The organism is Spirillospora sp. NPDC047418 (assembly GCF_040643275.1).
Taxonomy (GTDB): domain Bacteria; phylum Actinomycetota; class Actinomycetes; order Streptosporangiales; family Streptosporangiaceae; genus Spirillospora.
In genome coordinates, this window is sequence record NZ_JBEYTW010000027.1 from 49476 (window position 1) to 72309 (window position 22834).

Below are 22834 nucleotides of genomic sequence, written 5' to 3' on the forward strand. Positions count from 1 at the left end.
AAGCGCTTCGATATGTCACTCGGGGGCAAGCCCAGAGGAGAATCGGTGAACAGACCCCATCGAAACCCCCGTCCCCCCGGCCGGCGCAGCCGGTCGCTGACCCTCGTCCTGGCCGCCGCGCTGGTGGCCCCCCTCACCTGGGCGGCCCCGGCCGCCGCCCGCGAGACCTACCCGTTCCGCGACCCCGGGCTGTCGGTGGACGCCCGCGTGGACGACCTGCTCGGCCGCCTCACGCTCGACGAGAAGATCTCCCTCCTGCACCAGTACCAGCCCGCGATCCCGCGCCTCGGCATCGGCCGGTTCAAGACGGGGACGGAGGCGCTGCACGGCGTCGCCTGGTCCACCGACGTCCACAACAGCGGCGCCGTCGTGACCGCCAAGGGCACGGTGTTCCCGCAGTCGGTCGGCCTCGGCGCCACCTGGGACCCGGCGCTGCTCAAGAAGATCGGCTCGGCCGTCGGCGACGAGGCCCGCGGCTACAACAGCGAGAACCCGGACGTGTGGGGCCTGCAACTGTGGGCGCCCGTCGTCAACCTGCTGCGCGACCCGCGCTGGGGCCGCAACGAGGAGGGCTACTCCGAGGACCCGCTGCTCACCGGCCTGCTCGCCACCGCCTACGGGCACGGCATGCAGGGCGACGACCCGGACCACCTCAAGACCGCGCCGGTGCTCAAGCACTACATGGCCAACAACAACGAGATCCGCCGCGACCAGACGTCGTCCAGCCTGCGTCCGCGTGTGCAGAAGGAGTACGACGAGGTCCCGTTCAAGATCCCGCTCTCGCGGGACGCGGCGACCGGGATCATGACGTCGTACAACCTGGTCAACGGCCGTCCCGCGACGGTCACGCCGGACGCCGGCGACCTCATCCGCTCCTGGACGGACCGGACGCTGTTCAACGTCACCGACGCGGGGGCGCCCAACAACATCGTCAACTCGCAGAAGTACTACCCCGACCTCCCCTCCGGTGACGCGGCGATCGTGAAGGCGGGCGTGGACAGCTTCACGACCGACGACACGAACTCGTCCATCACCGTCAACGCGATCAAGGACGCGCTGTCGCGGGGCCTGCTCGCGGAGGCCGACGTCGACCGCGCGGTGGGGCACATCCTCGGCATCCGGGTGCGGCTCGGCGAGTTCGACCCGGGCGGCGGCCCCTACGGGAAGATCACCAAGGAGGCGGTGGACAGCCCGGCGCACCGCGCACTCGCCCGCGAGGCCGCCGCCGAGCAGATGGTGCTGCTGAAGAACAAGGGCAGGACGCTGCCCGTCTCGTCCGGGAAGGTCGCGGTCGTGGGGCCGCTCTCGGACACGCTCTACACCGACTGGTACTCGGGCTCGCTGCCGTACCGGGTCACGCCGCTGGACGGCATCAAGAAGCGGGCGGCCGGTCCCGTGACGTCGAGCGAGGGCGTCGACCGGATCGCGCTGAAGGACGTCTCGACCGGGAAGTACATCGCGGGCGGGACGGGTCCGGGCGCCGTTCTGGCGACCGGTCCCACGTCGGCTTCGGACGCGACGGCGCAGTTCGACGTGTTCGACTGGGGCCAGGGCGTCGTGACGCTGCGCAGCGCCGCGAACGGCAAGACCGTCGGCCGCTACAACTGGGGCGACACGTTCGCCAATGACCAGGACCAGCCGAACGGATGGTTCGTCCAGCAGATGTTCAAGCTGGAGAAGCAGGACGACGGCAATTACCTGCTCCGGTACGCCGGTTACGAGAAGGCGTACGACTGGGCCGACCCGGCCAAGACGTATGTGAAGACGCAGGACGACGGGACACTCGTCCTCACCACCAAGGACGGTGCCTCCCGGTTCTCCAAGGACGTCGTCAGCAGCGGCGTCGACTCGGCGGTCAAGGCGGTGAAGGGCGCCGAATCCGCCGTCGTCGTGGTCGGCAGCATGCCGTTCATCAACGGCCGTGAGGACCACGACCGGACGACGATGGCCCTTGCCGAAGGGCAGTCGGAACTCATCAAGGCCGTCCGGAAGGCGAACCCGAACACGGTCGTGGTGGTGGAGAACAGCTACCCGACGACGCTCAACTGGGAGCAGGAGAACGTCCCGGCGATCCTGTGGACGAGCCACGCGGGCGCCGAGACGGGCAATGCCCTGGCGTCCATTCTGTTCGGCGACGAGAGCCCGTCCGGGAAGCTTCCGCAGACCTGGTACCGCTCCGAGAAGCAACTGCCCGACATCCTCGACTACGACATCATCAAGTCGGACCGGACGTACCAGTACTTCAAGGGGAAGCCGCTCTACCCGTTCGGGTACGGGCTCTCCTACACCACGTTCCGGTACGGCGAGCCGCGGCTGAGCAGCCATTCCGTGGGAAGCGACGGGACGGTCACCATCACCGTGCCCGTCACCAATACGGGTAAGAGGGCCGGGGACGAGGTCGTCCAGCTCTACACGCACCAGCGGACGTCGCGGGTCAAGCAGCCTCTGCAGAAGCTGCGCGCCTTCGACAAGGTCCACGTCGCCCCCGGAAAGACGGTGACGGCGAAACTCCGGCTCGACGCCTCCGACCTCGCCATCTGGGACGTCACCCGCGACAAGTGGACGGTCGAGAGGTCGAAGCAGGACCTGCTGATCGGCTCCTCGTCCGCCGACATCAGGCAGCACACGACGCTCAACGTGCGCGGCGAGCGCATTCCCGACCGGGACCTGTCGAAGGCGACCCGCGCCGCCGACTTCGACGACCAGAACGGCATCCAGTTGGTCGACGAAACCAAGGTGAAGGGCGACGCGGTCGCCGGCGCGGCGAACTCCTGGCTGAAGTTCGCGGACGCCGACCTGGGACGCTCGACCGGAACGATCACCGCACGTGTGGCGGGCACGTCGGCGACGACGATCCAGGTTCGCCTGGACCGTCCTGACGGGCCGGTCGCCGGAACGCTGAACGTCCCGTCCACCGGCGACGAGTACACCTACAAGGAGATCACCGCCGAAGTGCGGAACGCCCGTGGCGACCACGACGTGTATCTGGTCTTCAATGGCGAAACCCGACTGAGCACGTTCTCCCTCACCCGATGAATCCCTCGGCCCGCCCCGGCCTCGCCGGGGCGGGCCGGTCCGCTGCAAAGGACGCCATCCATGCGTGCCAACAGCAAACTCACCGCCATCATCGCCGCCGTCCTCACCGCCGCCGCGCTCCTCACGGCCCCGGCTCCCAGCCACCCCGCGCAAGCCGAAACGCACCACGTCGGCTACGACCGCTACTCGCTCACCGTGGACGGGCAACGCGTCCTGCTGTGGGCGGGCGAATTCCACTACTTCCGACTCCCGAGCCCGGCCCTCTGGCGGGACGTCCTGGAGAAGATCAAGGCCGCCGGATTCAACGGAGTGTCCCTGTACTTCGACTGGGCCTACCATTCACCGGCTCCCGGGAAATACGACTTCACCGGCGTCAGGGACGTCGACCGGCTCCTGCGTCTGACCGACGAACTCGGCCTCTATGTCGTCGCGCGCCCCGGCCCGTACATCAACGCCGAAACGACCGGCGGCGGCCTTCCCGCATGGCTGAAGACGGTTCCCGGCCGCGCCCGCTCCAGCGACCCGAACTACACCGCCGCCTACCGGGACTGGCTCGCCCACATCGACCCGATCATCGCGAAGCACCAGGTCACGCACGGCGGATCCGTCATCGTCTACAACGCCGAGAACGAGTACGCCGCCAACACCGACCCGGCCTACATGGAGGATATCCAGCGCCAGGCGCGCGCCCACGGAATCGACGTCCCGATCTCCCACAACCAATGCTGCGACGCGTCCTGGACGCCCACATGGGCGACGGGTCAGGGCGCCGTCCAGATCCCCGGCGTGGACGATTACCCGCAGGCATTCGAGTGCCGTGAGCCCGACATCTGGGGAACCTGGGGTGAGGGCGTGACCGAACGTCTCAGCTCCGACGCGCCGGCCTATGCCGCCGAGTACCAGGCCGGCGCCATCGACGCGAACCGCGCCGGCTACGACAGGTGCCGCGAACTCACCGGCCCGAAGTACATGAAGGTCTACTACAAGTCGAACCTGATCACTTCGGGCGCCACGATGTTCGGTTACTACATGGCCTTCGGCGGCACGAACTGGGGGCGGCTCGCCCAGCCGAACGACGTCTACACGTCCTACGACTACGGCGCGCCCATCACCGAGAACCGGCAGCTCACCGCCAAGTACGACGAGTTCAAACGCCAGGGCCTCTTCGTCACGACGGTGGCGACCCTCACCAAGACCGATCCGGCCGACGCTCCCGCGTCCGACAACCCCTCCGTCCACACTGAGGCCCGCGCGAACCCCGACACCGGCACGCAGTTCGTCCTCGTCCGGCACGCCGATCGCAAAACCGACGACGCCCAGTCGGCGAACCTCACCTGGAACACCCCGGACGGCACTTACGACCTTCCCGTGACCCTGAAAGGCAGGGACGCGAAAATCCTCCTGGCCAGTTACGACATGGGCGGCCAGCGTCTGGCAGCGACGACCTCCGAACTCCTCACCCACACGACCACCAATGGCCGGGACATCGCCGTCCTCTACGGCACCGAAGGCGTAGCGGGAACGACGATCCTCCGCTACGACTCACGGCCTGAGGTCAAGGTCCTGGACGGCTCGGTGCAGTCGGCCTACTCCAACGGCAACCTCAAACTCGACTACGAACACGAGGGCCTGACCCGGATCCAGATAACAGGCGGAGGCCGGAAGCCCCTACTGCTCCTCATCGGCACGGAGGCGGAAGCCGCCAAGTTCTGGCGTTCCGGCGACACCCTCGTCCGGGGCACCGACCTGGTCCGCTCTGTGCAAACCAAGAACAACACAGCGGAGATAAGAGCAGACCTGGCCGAGCCAGGCGACATCGAGGTCTTCACCTCAGCGCACCGCCTGACCCTCAACGGCAGGAACCTCCACGCCCGGACAACACCAAGCGGCACGCTCCTGGCCCACGCAAAGGGCCCACGCCCAGTCAAACTACCGTCCCTGAAGCACTGGCACGCAAAGCAAGGCGCCCCCGAAACCTCACCCGACTTCGACGACTCGACCTGGAAGGTCGCCGACCACACCACCACGGTCAGCCCCATCAAGCCGAAGAACCCGCCCGTCCTCTATGCCGACGACTACGGCTTCCACCACGGGCACGTCTGGTATCGCGGCCACTTCACCGCAAGGGGCGCCGAGAAGACCGTGAACCTGAACGCGATCACCGGTAAGCACGGCATCTACCAGGTCTGGCTGAACGGCCGCTACCTCGGTTCGGCGGCCGGCGGCGAACAGAAGGACGCAGACGCCCCGATCAATGAGAACCCGGGCCCCGGCAGCTTCGAAATCCCAGCCAACCTCCTCCATGAAGGCACAAAGGCCGTCCTCTCCGTCCTGGTCGAGAACATGGGCCACAACGATGACTGGACGGCGGACGACTACCGCCAGAAGCAACCTCGCGGCCTGGTCAACGCCGAAGTGACAACGAACCCGGTCACCTGGCGAATCCAGGGAACCCGAGCCGAAGACCCAGTCCGAGGCCCCCTGAGCACAGGTGGCCTCTACGGCGAACGAGAAGGCTGGCACCTACCGTCCGCCCGCACGAAGTCCTGGCGACTCGACTCCCCGACCGACCCCCTCCAGCCAGGTGTCCGCTGGTACAGCACCAACACCCACCTATCCATCCCGAAGGACCAGGACGTCCCCGTAACCCTGCACGTCGACAAGGGCACAGGCCATTACCGAGCCCTCATCTTCATCAATGGCTGGAACATGGGGGAGTACGTCAACGGTGAAATCCAGCAAGACTTCGCCCTCCCCGACGGAATCCTCCACCCTCACGGCAGCAACACCATCACTTTGGCCGTGATCGCAGAAGACACCTCCCACCCAGGTGAAGTCTCCCTGCGGGCCGCCGCGAACCTGAGAGGAGGCGTCCCGACCCCCTGACCCGGCATCACCCGGCGGCGGCCAGGCTCCGCAATGACCGCAGAGCCTCGGCCGCCGCCTCGGACCCTGCGGTGTAGAACACGGTCCACTGATCGCGCGCCGGATCATGCAGGGCATCGCACTCGAGATCGAGCCACCCCACCACCGGATGCCGGATCCGCTTGCGCGTGGAACGCCGAACCGCGACTTCACCCTCGTCCCACAGCGTCCGGAACTCGGCACTCGCCGCCAGCAGCCGCTCGACCAATCCCCGCACGCCGGGATCGCGCGGGTACCGAGCCGCCACCGCACGCAGATCGGCCACCGCCTCCCGAGCGAACCGGCGGGCGTCACCAGGATCGATCCGATCCCGGGACTGCGACCGTGCGAAGAACCGCCAGACGACATTGCGCTCGCCCTCGGGCTCCGAGCCGAAATCGCCCAGCAGCGCAGCCGCCATGGGATTCCACGCGAGGATGTCGTACTTGGCATCGCAGACGAGCGCGGGAGTATCGTCCAGCCGCTCCAGCAGATGCAGCAGGCCCGGCCGCACCTCCCGCACCGGCGGGTGAGGCGGCGCCGGCACCTCACCCGCCAGATAGTGCAGGTGCGACCGCTCGTCGTCGGTCAGCCGCAGCGCCCGCCCGAGCGCCGCGAGCATCTGCCGCGACGGCCTCGGCCCCCGCCCCTGCTCGAGCCGGATGTAGTAGTCCACCGACATGCCCGCCAGTTGAGCGACCTCCTGCCGCCGCAGCCCGGGCGTGCGCCGCCGCCCTGGCTCGAGACCGACGTCGGACGGCTGGATCCGCGCCCGCCACCGCCGCAGGAAGGCGGCCAGCTCCGCCCGATCCCCGTACTCCACGCACCCAGTCTCGCCGTCCGGCGCCCCCTCCACCATGGGACCGCCGATACCAGCCTCAACAGTGCTCTCCCGCTTCGCGCCGCCCACCGCGAGGGTGTCCCCATGACCAGCAAGAAGATCGTCTTGATCACCGGTGCCAACAAGGGCATCGGCCTCGCGACGGTCGCCGCGCTCGCCCAGGACGGCCACACCGTCCTGCTCGGAGCCCGCGACCCCGGCCGCGGAGAGACCGCCACCGCCGGCCTGACCAATCGAGCCCTGGACGCACGCTTCGTCCACCTGGACGTGACGGACCCCGCGACGATCACGTCCGCGGCCAAGCTGATCGAAGCCGACTACGGACGCCTGGACGTCCTCGTCAACAACGCCGCCATCACCCGCGACCAGTCACGCCCACCCGGCGAGATGCCGGTAACGGCCGTCCGCGAGATCTACGAGACCAACGTCTTCGGCGTCATCGCCGTCACCAACGCCATGCTCCCGCTCCTCCGCCGATCGCCGTCCGGTTACATCGGCAACGTCACCAGCGGCCTGGGCACCTTCGCGTTCCTGAGCAACCCTGGCGAGGAACTCGCCCAGTACGCGAACCTGCTCGGCTACAACTCGTCCAAAGCGGCCCTGAACGCCATAACGCTCATCTATGCCAACGCCCTACGCGACTCGGGCATCCGGGTCAACGCGCTCTCCCCGGGCTTCTGCGCCACCGACCTCAACGGCCACACAGGCACCCTCACCGCAGAAGAGGGCGGAGCCCACATAGCCCGCCAGACGTCCGCCCCCGAAACCGGCGTCTTCCTCAACGAAACCGGCGGCACCTACCCCTGGTGACCGAAGCCGTGACCGGTCACGGTGCTGCCGAGGTGTCGCCGCCGCTGCATCCGCATGGCCCGTCCGCGGCAACCATCACCAGTCTGACCCGGGACGAGGCTGGCGTGTTCGACCAGTTACGTGTCGCGTACCTCGGGCGGGCGCCGACCAGCGCGTGTTCCGGTCCGTGGTGAGCTTCCCCCCGTTCCACGGACACCCGATCTGAGTTGGCCTTGATCAACTTGGGAAGAAAGTGTCTCGTGCCACCACCTCACCCGCCGGAGTTCCGGCGCCGCGCCGTCGAGCTGGCCCGGACCGGGGACAAGTCGGTCTCCGCGCTGGCCAAGAGTCTGGGCATCAGTCAGTCGTGCCTGAGCAACTGGATCCGTCAGGCAGCCATCGAAGATCGTGATCTGGACGGACTGGGCGCCAGCGAGAAGAAGGAACTGGCCGAACTGCGCCGAAAGGCCCGGGCGACGGCAAAGGGCTGCGGGACACACGACACCACACCGCCATCGCCACCTGGATCCGCCGCCACCGGCAGATCGAGGCGCTGCACCACGTCCGTGATGTCACCTACCGCGAGGAGGCCTCCCAGATCCGCGTCGGCCACGGACCCGCAGTCATGGCCACTCTGCGCAACCTCTCCATCGGCATCTTGAAGCTCTGCGGCTGGACGAACATCGCCGCCGCCAACCGCCACCACCAGCGAGGCCCCCGCCGCTGCCCCGCCACAATCGGACATCACAATCAATAACACGAGAAGGGCCGGAGCCCTGCCTGGATGAGTGAGTGCGGACGGCCTCAGACGAGAACGCGACCAGCCTTGGGGCGAGGGGGATCGTCTCAAGGCCGGTGATGGGTTTGGAAGGGTCAGAGGGAGTCGGTGCGGATGCTGTCGAGGAGGTTCCGCCATTCCTCGTTGGCGAACTCCAGGATGGGGCCGTTGCCGTGAAGCTTGGTGTCGCGGACGCCGATCGTGCCGTCGGACGCTCGGCCCACTTCGACACAGTGCCCGTCCGGGTTGCTGTGACCGGATTTGCGCCAACCGGAGTAGTGCTTGGTCATGTTCACGATCCTGTCTGGTTTGCCAGCCGGTTGGCTAGCCGTTCGAGGAAGGTGATGCTGGCTCGTGGGGAGAGGGCGGCTCTTCTGAGGCGGTTGTACATACCGGTATACCTCACGACCTGGTGACGCTGGGTAAGGATGGGGTCGGTGGTGACGGTGTCGACTACTGCCATTGTCGGGTCGCCCGGCTCGGCGAAGTCGTAGAGGTAGAACGACGATTGGGGGAGGAAGCCTCCAGGGATCGGTGTGTTGTGCCTCAACACGCGAACCGCGACCCGCTCTTGCTCCGAGACCGTCTGGATCATGTGCCCGAGTTGAGCGATCATCACGTCGGTGGGCACCGCCAGCCGGTGTATCACCGACTCGTCCAGGATGGTCTCGTAGGTCGGCCCGTCCGACCTGAGTAGTTCCCGCTGTCGGCGTTCGCGGGCTTCGGCCATCCGCTCCGGTTGGTAAGCGAGCGCTCCCTGGCTCTCCTCCAGCCTGACGAGAGCGTCGATGAAGGGACGGCACTGAAGGGCGCCGGGCATAGCCGTCTGGTCGTAGCTGCGGACGGTGGAGGAGTTGTACTCCAGGTCGGCCGCGAGCTTCTGTCGGGGGCCCATAGAGACGCCGTACTTGTCCCACCACCCCTTCTGCGCGGCCTCGCGGGCGAGTTGGAGGAGCTGGTCGTACTGGCTGCCGGTGATTTCGAGCAGGTCGAGCATGTTCATGATCTCGCCCACGTCCGGACGGCTCTGCCCGTTCTCCATCCGGGAGATCTTCGCGCGGTTGTAGTACATGAGACGGGCCAGATCATCGGACGTGAGCCCGCGGTTCTCCCGGAGTTTGCGTATCTCGGCCGCCAGTCGCCGGCGGCGGACGTAGGGGCTCGGCATTACCGTCCTCCCGATGTCGTGCCGAACACGATTCGTGCCGCTCGCTAACTCTGCGCGACCGGCCGCTATCGAGTAATCGTACGGTCACGCTCGGGCAAACACTCGACCCGCGCGCCAAGAGCGGCCGAGTCCGGGAGATCGGCACGATCAAATTCCGGACGTGCACCATTCGTGCGTCCGAATCGTCCGGTATGCCTCAAGTGTTGGCGCCGGCAAGGGTGCAGGGAAGGTTGTGCTGGTAGGGGGCCCTGGCCCGTACCTTGTCGGATACGTCCCGCCTGACCTACGAGAAGGAGCGGGACGAACCGGATGCCTCAACCTGCCGTGCCGCAAGCCGCTCCTCGGCGTAACCCACATCCTCCTCCGCTTGACGCTCAGCGCTGGTCGCAGCTTCGTCAAGTAGTTCGTTCACGCCGGTCTCATCAAGATTTGCCTCGGCGACGAGGGCCAGTAGCAGGAGCGTCTCGACTTGCACGAGGTTCTCCTGGTTCTCGCTGGCGGTGAGAGTTTCTTTCACTGAGTCATCGCCGAGGAGGAAGCGGATTAGCGCTTCGATCAGGCGTGGATTGAGTTCGTTCGCGTCCTGGTCAAGAGCGATCCGCAGATCCGCGACGTACCGGATCACGTCCACGAAAGACCAAGGGGCCGAGAACCTCCTGCGTACCGCCGTACCGACCGAGAAGGCGAGCAACGTCGAGTACCCCTGCGAGCCGTTGTCCTTCTCCAGGATGGTGGAAAAGTGCGACTCCCATTCACCCTCTGAACCGAAAATCAGCGCCTGTACCGCTTGCTTGTGCGAGTCACTGATCTGGGTGCCCGGCTCAACTGGCATTGGAGACCCAGGTTTCGGCGACTCCTCGCACGGTTGCCATGAACGAGGTCAACTCAGCTTCGCTGAACTGTTCGTCGGCAATCAGGCCGGCCAGGACGATGATCTGGGCACCGAAGACGGTTTTATTGTCCAGTGTGCTGATGTCACCCTTCCCCAGGTTTTGCAGGATGAGTTGCTCAGCCACGGTGGGGTCAAGGGCCTCGGCCGCCTTCAAGGTCCTGGACCGTAGCTCGGCGACGAAGTCAATGACCGCTTTGCGGTCCGCGATTTCACCATTCTCGACAAAGCGACGATCGACGGCCAGGGCTACGGCGGCGCCAACCAGTGCAGAGTATTCGAATCCCACCTCTTCTGCATCAAGCTCCGCAAATAGTCGCTTATGCTCGTCGCCTCGGCCGGCGAGTTGCGCGGTGAGGGCCGCCACTTGCTTATCGGTTACACCCATGTTCATCTCCTAATCAGACCTATTACCCGTGAAGTCAGTTGCTTGGCTCCTCTGGCCGCCTCTGCCGCGACCATAACAGCGGATAGCGCAGCAACGAACGAATCTGGAGTAGCCCCCGAAGTACCGGACTGGCTATATGCGGGGCCGGTGCCGACTTCGGCGTGCCCGCTTGGCGCAGGGGGCCGGGGGCCGAGCAAGCCTTCGGTCGCGTCATCGGCCAATGTTCCGACGTTCTTGAGGTCCCTGCCTCGGGCCCATGTGGCGCGACGGAATTTATCTATGCCTGGTTCGAGTTCCGTTTCACGGTCCGTTCTCCTGTCCGGAGCCTTTGCCGCTACTCCCGGCTCCCTCTCGGCTCCGGTCGGGTCAAAGTCCCTCTGCGTTGAAGATTGCTGGACTTCGAGCGGTTCGGTGATCCATCGCGGATTTTCTGTGGTGGTTTCCTGATAATCGCTTGATCGAGTAGCATCGAAGTTACCTTCTCGCGCTTCCTCGAGTGCCTGGGTGAATTGTCCGTCCGGGTTGTATGGCCCGAGATAGGGAAGTGTGTTCTCGTTCGAGTTCTGGTCGGTGCCGTCGTTCTCGGCATTCCTACCATGCTCGACGTCTTGTTCGCCCTGTGGTTCCGGCGGCTTGGGCTCGTCGTCCGCTGTTTCCTGGGGGCCTGGTGCGTTGTCGGTGGTGTGCGGCTCATCCTGCTCGGCCGGGGGCTGTTCGGTTGACTCGGGTTGGGACGTCTGGCCGTCGGCTGAGGATTGCCCGTCCGGGATTGGTGGGGTCTGCGCGGAGTCGCCGAGTCGCTCGGTGCCGCGCTCTCCGGCCTGTGTTTCGTCCGTTGCGCCCTCCGGCAGGCCGTCCTGCGGTCCGGAGGGCTGGTCGGTCTTCTCGCCTGTCGGCTCGTGGTCGGGCTGCGGGCTGTTGCCCGGTGGGCCGTCCGCTGCCTGCGGGTCGGTGGTGTCGGCCCGTGCGGGTTGCGGTGGGCGTCCTTGGTCGGTTGTCTCGTCCGGGAGGGTCTGTTCCCCGGCGGGTAATTGCTCGGGTGGACGGCTGTCGCTTTGCGGCGGCTGGGTATCTTGCCGGGGGAGTCCCTGGCCGTCCTGCTCCCGTGACTGTTCTGTCTGGGGAGCGGTGTCGGCGGTTCCGGTTTGGGGTGCCCGGTGGTCGGGGAGTTCGGGGCTCTGCCAGCCCGCTGCGCGGAGGCTCTCGGCGCGGGTCATGGGCGGGCCGGTGGGGGCGGGGCCGGTGGCCGGTGGCGTGTCGGTCTGCTGTAGGGGTTCGGCTTTGTCGGCGGTGGGCTTCGGTCGGTCCGCGGTGGGTTCCGTCCGGCCGGCGGGGTCCTTGGGCTGCTCGCCGTTGTCCCGGCTCGTGAACGTGTCGGCCGTGCCGGTGTCGGTCTGCGGTGGGAGTTGGCGGGTGTCGGTTGCGCGGGGGTCCTGGTCGCGTTCGCCCGTACCTGCCGTTTCGGAGGTTCCGGTTGTGGGGCGGCCGTCTTCGCTGTCGCGCTCACCGGCGTGGGAACCGGTTTCGGTTCCGGGCTTGCCGGTCTCCGGCTCCTTCTTGCCCGCCGGGCCGGTTTCGCCGGGGCCGCTCTGCTGGTCGCCGGCCGGGACGGCGGAGGATGTCTCGCCGGTCCGCTGGTCGCGGTCGCCGCGCTGCTGGGTGCCGGTCTCCTCGTGGCCGTCGAGTTTCCAGCCGGCCGCGCGGAGGCTGTCGGCGCGGGGCGTTTCGCTGGACGATCCGGTGGCTCTGGGCGGTGGGGTGTCGCCGCTGCCCGGCGTGGCGGGCTCGTCGCCGACCTCGGGCCCCTTGCAGGGTCCGCTGGGGTGGTCCAGGCCCACGCTCGGATTCCTTCCACAGGTGAGGCGAACCGTCAGGGCATCGGACGGACGGCTTGCCGGGCGTGCCTGTTGGCGCGCGGGGCTGACGTCAATGGGTACACCGGACCCCTATGTAATCGCGCACGTCCGAACTTTGCACGTGCCGACAGTCGGCCGGACCCCGTCCGGTGACAGATCACTGGCCCATATGCCGGGCGATCCGCTGCTTCGTCCAACCGAAGGGGGGAGAACCGGAACGGTATGGCGTTCGGGTGGGCGCGCATTCAAGCGATACGACGATGGGTCATTCGTCCGGTAGTGGACGATGTTTCCCGGCCCCTGGGGCTGGTGAAGGTTGTGATGGCGTCGAAGAGCCGCGAAGGCCTCATCGATGTCGCCCTGATCGTCACGCCGGACGAGGTCATCGAGTGCCCTGATCGGCGCCGGCCGGGGGGCGTCATCTGGCAAGACCTCACACCGGAAAAGATCGAGGCGATTCCCGCACTCAGCGCTCGGCACCGTCGACCATGACCAAGCGGTAGCGCACCCGGACGAGGATGCTCAGCTACTCCGACCAGACCGCGGTGATGAGTTGTCGCGTGCGCAGCCGTCATACATACGACGGGACATGACGAGGCGGAAGGATGACGTGATGGGTGCGGACGCGCTGCTGGAGGAGCTGGGTGTGAGCGGTCTGGGTGAGGTCGGCGAGTCGGCGTTCTCGGGGCTGGCGGAGCGGCATCGGCGGGAGCTGCACGTGCACTGCTACCGGATGCTCGGGTCGTTCGAGGACGCCGAGGACACCGTGCAGGAGACGTTCCTGCGTGCCTGGCGGCGGCGGGAGACCTTCCAGGGGCGGTCGACGCTCCGGGCCTGGCTGTACCGGATCGCGACCAACGCCTGCCTGGACCTGCTCGCCAAGCGCCGCCCGGAGCCCGCGACCGGCGGCGAGGTGCTGTGGCTGCAGCCCTACCCGGACCGGCTGCTCGACGAACTGCCCGTGAGCGATGCGGACGAGCCGGAGGCCGTCGCCGTCGCGCGGGAGACGATCGAGTTGGCGTACCTGGTCGCGGTGCAGCACCTCGCGCCGCGTCCGCGCGCTGCGCTGATCCTTCGGGACGTGGTCGGCTGGCCGGCCAAGGACGTCGCAGAGCTTCTCGGGGACTCGGTCAACTCCGTGAACAGCGCGCTGCAGCGGGCCCGCGCCGGTATGCGGGAGCACCTGCCCGCCGAGCGGCAGGACTGGACCGGTGGTGAGGACGACGCCGGCACGCGCGAGTTGGTGCGCCGCTTCACCGACGCCAGCGTGGCGACGGACATCGACCGGCTCGCCGCACTGCTGCGCGACGACGTTCGCTGCTCGATGCCGCCCACGCCGGGCCTGCAGGTCGGCCGCGACGCGGTGGTGAACGACTGGGTCCAGGACGGCTTCGAGGGCATGACGGGCCTGCGCGCCGTCCAGACGTCCGTGAACCGGCAGCCCGCCCTCGCCTTCTACCTGTGGCAGGAGGGGGAAGGCGCGTACCTGCCGCTGACCATCGACGTCCTGCGCATCACCGGCGGCGCGATCACCGAGATCGTCACCTTCCACGCCGACCAGTTCCCCCGGCTCGAGCTGCCTGAGCGCCTGTCGGCGGACGGCACTGAGTAGCCCTGGCGCGGACACTCGCACTGCGCGACCCTCGCCGGTGCACGGCGAGGGTGCGGATCACCATGCCCAAGACCAGAGCCGCCACATGCCGGCCGACACCCACGCCGAATACCGAACGATGGGCGATGACATGAACAGCGTGAATGACACCGGAGTCGCCGCAGGTGCGGCACCGGCCCGGACCAGCCGCGCCCGTCGGCTCCGCGGGCTTGTGGGCAGCGGCTTGGTCGCCGCGCTCGCGGCGGTGACGGCCACCACCCTCGCCGCCGCGCTCGCCCGGGCCGCCGGTGTCGACTTCGAGATCCCCGATGGCGGCGAGACGATCCCGTTGGGCGGGTTCGCCGTGGTGACCGGCTTCTTCTCGGTCGTCGGCATCGTCATCGCCGCCGCTCTTCTCCGCTGGAGCGCTCGTCCCGCAGCGCGGTTCGTGTGGACGGCGGTGCCGCTGACCGCGATCTCGCTGGTCCCGCCTCTGCTCTCCGGCGCGGGCACTGCCGCCGTCACCACCCTTCTCGCGCTGCACCTCGTCCCTGCGGCGGTGATGATCCCCACCCTGGCGCGGAGCCTCCGCACCCGGAGCGAGTGACGCCGTCGACGCCCAGGACGGGCGCGTTGCCGACTTACGGGGTCGGGCGGACGTTGGCGGGCAGGTACTCGGGGTGGGCCAGGTGGTGGGTCACGTCGCCTGCCAGGTCCATGGCTATGCGGCGTTCGGTGAAGCGCCAGCGGTCCTCGTGGATCTCGAACGTGTCGTGGTAGGTGCCGCAGGCGATGGGCTGGAGGGGGAGGCCCGGGGCGGCCTGCAGGATCGTGTAGTACGCCTTTGAGGTCGCGGTGCCGGCGTTCTCGTCTACCTCGATGGCGACGTTCGTGGTCACGTGCTTGGTGCGCAGGGTGCCGTCCTCATGGACGATCACCGTCTTCTCGAACATGCGGGCGATCGCATCGCCGCCGTGGAGGGTGCCGCCGCTGCCGGTGAAGGCGGCGTCGGCGAACAGGGCGCGGATGCCCGCGAAGTCGGCGTTGTCCACGCACTCGGCGTAGCGGTAGATCAGGTTGGCGATGGCCTGGTGAGCGCACGGCATGGTCCATGTTCGGCCGTTCGCGCCGGCGGTTGGGAACGTGCTCCCGGTGAGCGGGACGGGATATCACATATCCGGGTCAATTTGCGGCAAGTGGCATTGCACGGTTGGGCAGACTTGATTTAAGTATTGACCGGTGGCCAGGTTGGGACTTGATCTGCCCTTGTTTGTGGGAGTTTGCGGCACCTAATGTCTGGATGCGGCGGGACGTCCACCACAATGCGATGTCCCGGCCGGCCCGGTGCCGCAGATCGCGGCGGGCGAATCCAGGGAGGAAGACATGCACATGTCGCGTGCCCGTTTCCGGTGGGCGGCCGTGCTGGCGGGAATGGCGGTCGGCGCATCGGCCGCGCCCGCGCAGGCGGCCGGACCGGTCGGCTCCTACATGCTCACGGTCGTGCACGATGTCGGGCCGAAGATCGAGCGGAGCCTGCACTGCGACCCGGACGGCGGGACGCTCATCGGCGCGTCCCGAGCCTGTGACCAGCTGAGACTCGCCGACGGCAAGGTCGAGCGCATTCCCGCGCGGGGCGGGGTGTGCACGCTGCAGTACGCGCCGGTCCGGGTGATCGCGCGCGGCACCTGGCACGACCGGCCCCGGCGTTTCGAGCGCAGGTACCCCAACCGCTGCGTCGCCGTGCGCGAGACCGGCGGGATCCTTTTCGGCGGATAACCCCCACAGGCCGCGGGCCGCCGGAATGGGGAAGCGGGGTGCTGTCCGGCGGCCCGCATCAAAAGGAGGCGTCCATGCTCGCTTTCACCGGGCCCGACGTACTGGTCACCTACGAGCGCACCGGAGGGTTCGCCGGAATCCAGGAGCGGGTGACCGTCGGGAATTCGGGAAAGGCCCTCGTCAATGGTAAAAGGGTCGCGCTGGCCGACGATGAGATGCGCGGCCTGCGGGACGCGCTCGGCGGCATCGTCACCACGGAGTCGTCCGAGGCGGGGTGCCGGGTCGCCGACCACTTCACCTACACCCTCGCCTACGACGGGCACCGGGCGACGCGGTGCTGGCTGCCGTCCGACTGGCGCGCGGCCGTCGAACGGCTGGAGGCGCTGACCCGCAGGTGAGATGTCGCCGCCCTCAGGCGCGGGCGCGGGTGTGCAGGTCGCGCATGGTCGCCTCGAGGGCGGCGACCGGCCCGTCCACCCGGACGCCCGGCACGACCTCCTGGATCGGGATCGCGGTGACCGGGCCCGGCGGGACGCCCAGTTCCGCGCGGAGCGCCACCAGCTGCAGGGACGACATGATGTACACGATGCGGCCGAGACCGACCCAGCCGTGCGCGGCCGAGCACATCGGGCAGTGCTCACCGGACGTGTAGACGGTCGCCGCCGCCCGCTCCTCCGGCGTCATGTTCGCCGCCGCCCAGCGGGCGATCTCGAACTCGGGGTGCCGGGTCTGGTCGCCGCCCGCCACCCGGTTGCGGTCCTCGAACAGGACCTTCCCGGAGGCGGCGACCAGCACCGATCCGAACGGCTCGTCGGCCGACTCCAGCCCCTCGGCGGCCAGTTCGGCACAGCGGTTCAGATGCACGAGTTCCTCGGCGGACGGTTCGTAACCCATCAGCCGATCGTAGATCACGCCGATGCGCGCAGCACCAGGTGAGGCTGCAGGATGATCACCGGATCGGTGACCGCCTCGCCGCGGATCCGGGACACCAGCAGCCGCGCCATCTCCACGCCCATCTCCTCCAGCGACTGGTGGACGGTGCTGAGCGGCGGGTCGGCGAGCGGCGCGGCGGAGGAGTCGTCGAACCCGATCACCGCGACGTCGTCGGGGATGCGCCGCCCCCGCCGGTGCAGGATGCGCAGCGCGCCGAACGCCATCGGGTCGCTGGCCGCGAACACCGCGTCCAGCCGCGGCTGCGCGGCCAGCAGCTTCTCCGCCGCGGAGATGCCGCTGGCCTCGCCGAAGTCGCCGTACTCGACGTACTCGGGCAGCCCCGCGTCGGCGAGCGCCTCCCGGTAGCCGGCCAGCCGGTCGATGCCCACCCCCATGTCCTGGGGGCCCGCGATCGCCGCGATGTGCCGCCGTCCCCCGGAGATCAGGTGGCCGACGGCCTCGCGGGCGCCGCTGCGGTTGTCGACGTCGACGTAGCTGACCGGGGTCAGGCCGGGCGGGCAGCCGCCGAGGACGGTCGGCACGCCGTTGGCCTCCAGCTTGGCGGGCAGCGGATCCTCGGCGTGCAGCGAGGTGAGGAGCACCCCGTCCACGTGCTGGGTGGTGAGGTACTCCTCCAGCCGGCCGTACTCGGCGGGGGAGCGGGCGAGCGCGAGCAGCAGCTGCAGCCCGGTGTCGCCCAGCCCGTTGCTGATCCCGCGGATGATCCCCGCGAAGTACGGCTCGCCGAACAGCCGCTGGTCCGACTCGGCGACGACGAGCGCGACGGTGTCGGTGCGGCGGGTGACGAGCGTGCGGGCCGCGCGGTTCGGCACGTACCCGAGCTCCTCGATCGCCCGCAGCACCGCTTCGCGGGCCTGCGGGCTGACCCGCGGCGAGCCGTTGACCACGCGCGACACCGTGCCGCGGCCCACTCCTGCGCGTGCCGCGACTTCCTCCAATGTCGGGCGCGTGCTCCTGCCCGTCATCCGGCCCCCTCTTCTCCGTACCGTCAACCGTCCCCGGGTCAGGCCCGTTCGGGCAGCCCGCCCTGCCGGATCACTCCGGCGTACCAGCGCGCGCTGTCCTTCGGCACCCGGCGCTGCGTGGCGTAGTCGACGTGCACCAGCCCGAAACGCTTCGAATAGCCCCAAGCCCATTCGAAATTATCCAGCAGCGACCAGGTGAAGTAACCGTGCAGCGGTACTCCGGCCGAAATGGCGTCGTGGCAGGCGCGCAGGTGCGCGTCGAGATAGGCGATGCGCTCCGCGTCTTGGACCGTGCCATTCGCGTCAAGTGTCTCGTCGTAGCCCGCGCCGTTCTCGGTGATGTACAGCGGGACGGAGGGGTACTCCCCGTCCAGCCTGGTCAGGACCTCGTACAGGCCGCGCTCGTCGATCTCCCAGCCCATCCCGGTGACGGGACGGCCGGCCGGGACGAACCGGACATGGTCGCTGCCCACCCACGGGGAGTGCGTCGAGAACGGCGACGACGCGGTCTGCGCCGCCTCGCCGGGCGTGCCGGCGACCGTGTGCCGCGAGTAGTAGTTGACGCCCAGGTGGTCGATCCGCTGGTTGATGACGGCCAGGTCGGCGTCCGGCGGGGTGAACCCGTAGCGGGAGGTGTCGGCGAGGACGTCGTCGGGGTAGCGGCCGCGCAGCAGCGGGTCGAGGAACAGCCGGTTCTGCAGCCCGTCGATGCGGCGCGCCGCGTCCAGGTCGGCGGCGTCGTCCGACGCCGGGGACACCGCGTACAGGTTGACGGCGGCGCCGAACCGGTTGTCGGGGTGGCGCGCCCGCATCGCCTCGACCGCGAGGCCGTGGCCGAGCAGCAGGTGGTGCGCGGCGAGCAGCGACGCGGCGGCGTCACGCCGTCCGGGCGCGTGCTCGCCCGACGCGTAGCCGAGGAACGCCGCGCACCACGGCTCGTTCACCGTCGTCCAGTGGTGGACGCGGTCGCCGAGCGCGGCGTGCACGTGCGCCGCGTACTCGGCGAACCGGTGCGCGGTCTCGCGCTCCGGCCAGCCGCCCTTGTCCTCCAGCGGCTGCGGGAGGTCCCAGTGGTAGAGGGTCGGCCACGGCTCGATGCCGGCCTCCAGCAGCGTGTCGACCAGCCGCCGGTAGAAGTCCAGGCCCTCGGTGTTGAAGGTCCCGGCACCGTTCGGCTGCACCCGGGGCCAGGAGATCGAGAACCGGTACGCGGTCAGGCCGAGGTCCGACATGAGCGCGACGTCGTCGCGGAACCGGTGGTAGTGGTCGACGGCGACGTCGCCGTTCTCGCCGTTGAGGACCTTGCCCGGGGTGGCGCAGAAGGTGTCCCAGATGGACGGCCCGCGCCCGCCCTCTCCGGCGGCTCCCTCGATCTGGTAGGCGGCGGTGGCGGCCCCCCAGCGGAACCCGGTCGGGAAAGGTGCGGCGGGAGCCGCGCTGGTGTCGTCCTGTAGGGAGGTCACGCCTTCACTGCACCTTCCATGATTCCGCCGATGATCTGGCGGCCGAAAATGATGAACACGATGAGGAGCGGCAGGATGGCCACGCTCGTGCCGGCGAACATGAGCGTGTAGTCCTTGAAGTACGCGTTCGCCAGGTTGTTGATGGACAGCTGCACCGTCGGGTTGTCGGGCTGCAGCACCGCGAGCGGCCACATGAACTCGTTCCAGGTCTGCATGAACGTGAACAGGCCGAGGACGCCCGCCGCCGGGCGCAACGCGGGCAGGACGACGCGCCAGTAGATGCCGAAGGTGGTGCAGCCGTCGACGCGGGCCGCCTCGATCAGCTCGTCCGGGACGGCCTGGTCGGCGTACTGCCGCATCATGAACACGCCGAACCCGGTGACCAGGAACGGGACGATGACCGCCTGCAGCTGGCCCGTCCAGCCGAGCTTCACCATGATCATGTACAGCGGGATGATGCCCATCTGCACCGGGATCATCATCGTCGCGATGATCGTGAGCATCAGCGCGTTCTTGCCGCGGAAGCGCAGCTTGGCGAACGCGAAGCCGGCCAGCGAGGCGAAGAACACCGTGGAGATCGTCACCGCGAGGGACGCGATCGCCGAGTTCAGCAGGCCCTTGGCGAAGTAGGCCTCGGGGTTGTCGAACAGCCGGCCCACGTTGTCGGCGCCGTGCGCGCCGGGCAGCAGCGGCGGCGGGACGTCGGAGACCACGCTGTTGGTGCGGGTCGCGACGATGATCATCCAGTAGATCGGGAAGATCGACAGCGCCAGCGCGACGATCAGCGTGAGGTAGGTCAGCGGGCTCGCGTTCCACATGCCGCGGAACCGGCCGGGCCGCGCTGCGGCGTGCTTGGCGTCGGGCCGCCCGCCGGGGCCTGCGAGGAGCGTGGTCACTTGGAACCTCCCCCTCCCGTGCGCCGCACGGCCAGGAAGTTGATCAGGGAGAACACGATGATCATCACGAACAGCGCCCAGGCGACGGTGGCGCCGTAGCCGTACCGGTCATGGCCGAACGCGTTGTCGTACATGTACATCGTGATCGTCTGGAACTGGTGCATCGGGCCGCCGTCCATCTTGTTCGGCGTGCCGACGCTGAACAGGACGGGCTCGGTGAACAGCTGCAGCCCGCCGATCGTCGAGATGATCACCGTGAAGATGATGGTGGGCCGCAGCATCGGCACCGTGATCTGCCAGAACTGGCGGATCCGGGAGGCGCCGTCGATCGCGGCGGCCTCGTACAGGTCCTTCGGGATCGCCTGCATGGAGGCGAGGTAGATCAGCGCGTTGTAACCGGTCCAGCGCCAGTCGACCATCATCGCGATGGCGATCCAGGACCAGCCGCGGCTGCTCGCCCAGTGGATCGGGTCGATGCCGAACAGCCCGATCACCCAGTTGACCATGCCCCAGTTGGTGTCGAACATCTGGGTGAACACGATCGCGACGGCGGCGGTCGAGGTGACCAGCGGGGCGACCATGCCGATCCGGAACAGGGTCGACATCCGCATCCGCCGGTTCAGCGCGTTCGCCACGAGCAGGGCGATCAGCAGCTGCGGGATGGTCGAGACGGCGAAGATGCCGAGGGTGTTGACCGTCGCGTGCCAGAAGTCGGCGTCGGTCAGCAGGTAGTCGTAGTTGTCGAGCCCGACGAACTTGCGCGTGCCGGACGCCAGCTCCCAGTCGTGCAGGGAGACCCAGAGCGTGTAGACGAGCGGGAACGCGCCGAAGATCAGGAAGACGATGTAGAACGGCGAGATGAAGGCGTAGGGTGCGCCCTTCAAGTCGAGCCGGGCCAGGCGGGCCCGCCAGGTGCGGCCGGGGCCCGGCCGGTCCTTCGCCGGCGGTGGCGGTGGCGGGCCGTTCCGGCTGGGGCGCAGATCGGTGGTCATCGTCGTGCGCCTCCTTTCCGAGGACGGGACGAAGCGGGAAGAGACCGGATGGGAACGGCGGCGGCGCCGGCGGGGAGGTAGCAGCGCGGCGCCGCCGCCGTGGTCACGGGACGCCGGGGGTTACCTGGCGGCCTTCTTGGCCTCGTCGACGGCCTTGCTCCAGGCGTCGGCCGGCTTCTGCTTGCCCTGGCCCACGGAGATCAGGACGTTCTCCACCGCGGCCCGGACGTCCTCGTTCTTCGGCCCGAGGTGGACGGGCTTCACGCCGGCCGCCAGCTCACCGAAGATCTTGCCGACCGGGGCGTCGCCGAAGTAGGCGCTCTTCGCACCCGCGACGGCCGGGTCCTGCGCGGCCTGCGGCGAGGACGGGAAGACGTTCCCGGCCTTGTACGCGGCGACCTGGCCCTCGGGGGAGGTCAGGAACTCGGCCAGCTCGGCGGCGGCCTTGGCGTGCTTGGTCTGCTTGGGCACGGCGAGCCACGAGCCGCCCCAGTAGCCGGCGCCGCCGGGGGTCTTGGCGACGTCCCACTTGCCCTTGCCGTAGTCGCCGGAGAACTCCTCGATGCCCCCGAGCATCCAGGACGGGCACGGCAGCGCGGCGAAGGTGTCCCGCTTGAGGGCGGTCTGCCACGGCGGGGTGAAGATCGACATGTCCGCGGTGAGCTTGTTCTCCGCGAACTTCAGCGACGTGTCGAAGGCCGTCTTGACGGCGGGGTTGCTGTCGAAGACGAGGTTGTTGCTCTTGTCGAAGAAGCTGTAGCCGGGGCCGTTGCCGGCGTTCTGCAGGACGGTGGCGCGGAACACGGCGGTCGGCCCGTCCAGCCACTTGGTGCCGGGCATCTTGTCCTGGAACTTCTTGCCGGTCTCGAGGAACTGGTCCCACGTCGACCAGAGCTCGGACACCTTCTCGCGGTCGGTGGGCAGGCCGGCCTTCTTGAAGAGGTCCTTGCGGTAGCACATGGCGAGGGGGCCGATGTCGGTGCCGAGCCCGACGAGCTGCTTGCCGTCCGGGGTGACGCCCATCTGCCACTTCCACGGCAGGAAGTTCTTCTCCAGGTCCTTGCCGCCGTGGTCGAAGAGGTTGACGAACTTGTTCGCCTGCTGCATGTACAGCGGGAGGATGCCCTCCTCCAGCATGACGACGTCGCCGGCGCCGCTTCCGGTGGCCATCCACTGCTGGATGCGCGGCTTGTACTCGTCCAGCGTGGAGACCTTGCGCTGCTTGATCTTCACGTTGGGGTGGGACTGCTCGTACTGCTTGTAGAGCGCGTCGTAGCCCGGCTCGCCGAAGACGTCGACGGTCAGCTCGATCGGCCCGCTGTCGGAGCCTCCCTCGTCGCCGTCGTCGCCGCCGCACGCGACGGACAGGCTGCCGACGAGTACCGCCGCCATCGCCGTACTCAGTCCGCGCCGCATGATGGCCCTCATGGCGGACCCCTCTCAGGTTGTGTCTTGCAGTGGTGTGGGAGCGCTCCCACGAAGGAAAGACCGTGACCGGGCTCACTGTCAATCGCCGAAATAGAACCGTTACATGAAGCTGGCCGCGGA

Annotated in this window: 23 protein-coding genes; 10 read left to right on the plus strand and 13 right to left on the minus strand. The window is 68.3% G+C overall.

Annotated features, from left to right (window positions below; all coding sequences use genetic code 11):
* Positions 1-45: 45 nt before the first annotated feature.
* Positions 46-3036 (plus strand): glycoside hydrolase family 3 protein, encoded by a 2991-nt coding sequence (locus tag ABZ806_RS18965; RefSeq protein WP_500218613.1) that lies wholly within the window; start codon positions 46-48, stop codon positions 3034-3036.
* A gap of 60 nt (positions 3037-3096) precedes the next feature.
* Positions 3097-5922, plus strand: coding sequence for a beta-galactosidase (locus ABZ806_RS18970; RefSeq protein WP_500218614.1), 2826 nt, complete (start codon positions 3097-3099; stop codon positions 5920-5922).
* A 7-nt stretch (positions 5923-5929) separates the two neighbouring features.
* Here the strand turns inward: ABZ806_RS18970 and ABZ806_RS18975 are convergent, their stop codons facing one another.
* On the minus strand, positions 5930-6763 hold the full coding sequence (locus tag ABZ806_RS18975; protein WP_500218615.1) for a helix-turn-helix transcriptional regulator: 834 nt from the start codon (positions 6761-6763) through the stop codon (positions 5930-5932).
* A gap of 102 nt (positions 6764-6865) precedes the next feature.
* Between ABZ806_RS18975 and ABZ806_RS18980 the strand changes: the two genes are divergently transcribed.
* From ABZ806_RS18980 to ABZ806_RS18990, 3 genes are all read left to right on the plus strand, one after another.
* Positions 6866-7591, plus strand: coding sequence for an SDR family NAD(P)-dependent oxidoreductase (locus ABZ806_RS18980; RefSeq protein WP_500218616.1), 726 nt, complete (start codon positions 6866-6868; stop codon positions 7589-7591).
* The gene (locus tag ABZ806_RS18985) at positions 7588-7764 is read left to right on the plus strand and encodes a hypothetical protein (protein WP_500218617.1); all 177 of its coding nucleotides are present in this window, start codon (positions 7588-7590) and stop codon (positions 7762-7764) included. Before ABZ806_RS18980 ends, ABZ806_RS18985 begins: the two co-directional genes overlap by 4 nt.
* Positions 7765-7830: 66 nt before the next feature.
* Positions 7831-8232, plus strand: coding sequence for a transposase (locus ABZ806_RS18990; protein ID WP_500218657.1), 402 nt, complete (start codon positions 7831-7833; stop codon positions 8230-8232).
* A gap of 211 nt (positions 8233-8443) precedes the next feature.
* Here ABZ806_RS18990 and ABZ806_RS18995 read toward each other — a convergent pair whose 3' ends face one another.
* From ABZ806_RS18995 to ABZ806_RS19015, 5 genes are all read right to left on the minus strand, one after another.
* Positions 8444-8638, minus strand: a complete 195-nt coding sequence (locus ABZ806_RS18995) for a DUF397 domain-containing protein (RefSeq protein ID WP_500218618.1) — start codon at positions 8636-8638, stop codon at positions 8444-8446.
* A gap of 2 nt (positions 8639-8640) precedes the next feature.
* Positions 8641-9516 (minus strand): helix-turn-helix domain-containing protein, encoded by an 876-nt coding sequence (locus tag ABZ806_RS19000; RefSeq protein WP_500218619.1) that lies wholly within the window; start codon positions 9514-9516, stop codon positions 8641-8643.
* 283 nt (positions 9517-9799) lie between these two features.
* A complete protein-coding gene (locus ABZ806_RS19005) occupies positions 9800-10348 on the minus strand; it encodes a hypothetical protein (protein ID WP_500218620.1) in 549 nt (182 codons plus the stop codon).
* The gene (locus tag ABZ806_RS19010) at positions 10338-10793 is read right to left on the minus strand and encodes a hypothetical protein (RefSeq protein WP_500218621.1); all 456 of its coding nucleotides are present in this window, start codon (positions 10791-10793) and stop codon (positions 10338-10340) included. The genes ABZ806_RS19005 and ABZ806_RS19010 overlap by 11 nt, the downstream gene beginning before the upstream one ends.
* 2 nt (positions 10794-10795) lie before the next feature.
* The gene (locus ABZ806_RS19015; protein ID WP_500218622.1) at positions 10796-12631 is read right to left on the minus strand and encodes a hypothetical protein; all 1836 of its coding nucleotides are present in this window, start codon (positions 12629-12631) and stop codon (positions 10796-10798) included.
* Positions 12632-12928: 297 nt separating this feature from the next.
* Between ABZ806_RS19015 and ABZ806_RS19020 the strand changes: the two genes are divergently transcribed.
* The 3 genes from ABZ806_RS19020 (at position 12929) to ABZ806_RS19030 (ending at position 14847) form a co-directional block, all read left to right on the plus strand.
* Positions 12929-13141, plus strand: coding sequence for a hypothetical protein (locus ABZ806_RS19020; protein WP_500218623.1), 213 nt, complete (start codon positions 12929-12931; stop codon positions 13139-13141).
* A 121-nt stretch (positions 13142-13262) separates the two neighbouring features.
* Positions 13263-14261: an RNA polymerase subunit sigma-70 gene (locus ABZ806_RS19025; RefSeq protein ID WP_500218624.1), complete on the plus strand. Its 999-nt coding sequence runs from the start codon at positions 13263-13265 to the stop codon at positions 14259-14261.
* A gap of 130 nt (positions 14262-14391) precedes the next feature.
* Positions 14392-14847, plus strand: coding sequence for a DUF6069 family protein (locus ABZ806_RS19030; RefSeq protein WP_500218625.1), 456 nt, complete (start codon positions 14392-14394; stop codon positions 14845-14847).
* A gap of 34 nt (positions 14848-14881) precedes the next feature.
* On the opposite strand, the gene ABZ806_RS19035 is transcribed toward ABZ806_RS19030, so the two are convergent.
* Positions 14882-15346: a nuclear transport factor 2 family protein gene (locus ABZ806_RS19035; protein WP_500218626.1), complete on the minus strand. Its 465-nt coding sequence runs from the start codon at positions 15344-15346 to the stop codon at positions 14882-14884.
* A gap of 277 nt (positions 15347-15623) precedes the next feature.
* On the opposite strand from ABZ806_RS19035, the gene ABZ806_RS19040 reads away from it, so the two are divergent.
* Positions 15624-16016 (plus strand): SSI family serine proteinase inhibitor, encoded by a 393-nt coding sequence (locus ABZ806_RS19040; RefSeq protein WP_500218627.1) that lies wholly within the window; start codon positions 15624-15626, stop codon positions 16014-16016.
* A 74-nt stretch (positions 16017-16090) separates the two neighbouring features.
* Positions 16091-16414 (plus strand): hypothetical protein, encoded by a 324-nt coding sequence (locus tag ABZ806_RS19045; protein WP_500218628.1) that lies wholly within the window; start codon positions 16091-16093, stop codon positions 16412-16414.
* A 13-nt stretch (positions 16415-16427) separates the two neighbouring features.
* Here the strand turns inward: ABZ806_RS19045 and ABZ806_RS19050 are convergent, their stop codons facing one another.
* From ABZ806_RS19050 to ABZ806_RS19075, 6 genes are all read right to left on the minus strand, one after another.
* Positions 16428-16910, minus strand: a complete 483-nt coding sequence (locus tag ABZ806_RS19050; RefSeq protein ID WP_500218629.1) for a nucleoside deaminase — start codon at positions 16908-16910, stop codon at positions 16428-16430.
* A 14-nt stretch (positions 16911-16924) separates the two neighbouring features.
* Positions 16925-17935 carry a LacI family DNA-binding transcriptional regulator gene (locus ABZ806_RS19055; protein WP_500218630.1) on the minus strand — a complete coding sequence of 337 codons (1011 nt, stop codon included), beginning with the start codon at positions 17933-17935 and terminating at the stop codon, positions 16925-16927.
* A gap of 38 nt (positions 17936-17973) precedes the next feature.
* Entirely contained in the window at positions 17974-19398 is a 1425-nt protein-coding gene (locus ABZ806_RS19060; protein WP_500218631.1) for a GH1 family beta-glucosidase, read from the minus strand.
* Positions 19395-20216 (minus strand): carbohydrate ABC transporter permease, encoded by an 822-nt coding sequence (locus ABZ806_RS19065; protein ID WP_500218658.1) that lies wholly within the window; start codon positions 20214-20216, stop codon positions 19395-19397. Before ABZ806_RS19065 ends, ABZ806_RS19060 begins: the two co-directional genes overlap by 4 nt.
* Before the next feature lie 74 nt (positions 20217-20290).
* Entirely contained in the window at positions 20291-21286 is a 996-nt protein-coding gene (locus ABZ806_RS19070; RefSeq protein WP_500218632.1) for a carbohydrate ABC transporter permease, read from the minus strand.
* 120 nt (positions 21287-21406) lie between these two features.
* On the minus strand, positions 21407-22702 hold the full coding sequence (locus ABZ806_RS19075) for an ABC transporter substrate-binding protein (RefSeq protein ID WP_500218633.1): 1296 nt from the start codon (positions 22700-22702) through the stop codon (positions 21407-21409).
* Positions 22703-22834: the final 132 nt, after the last annotated feature.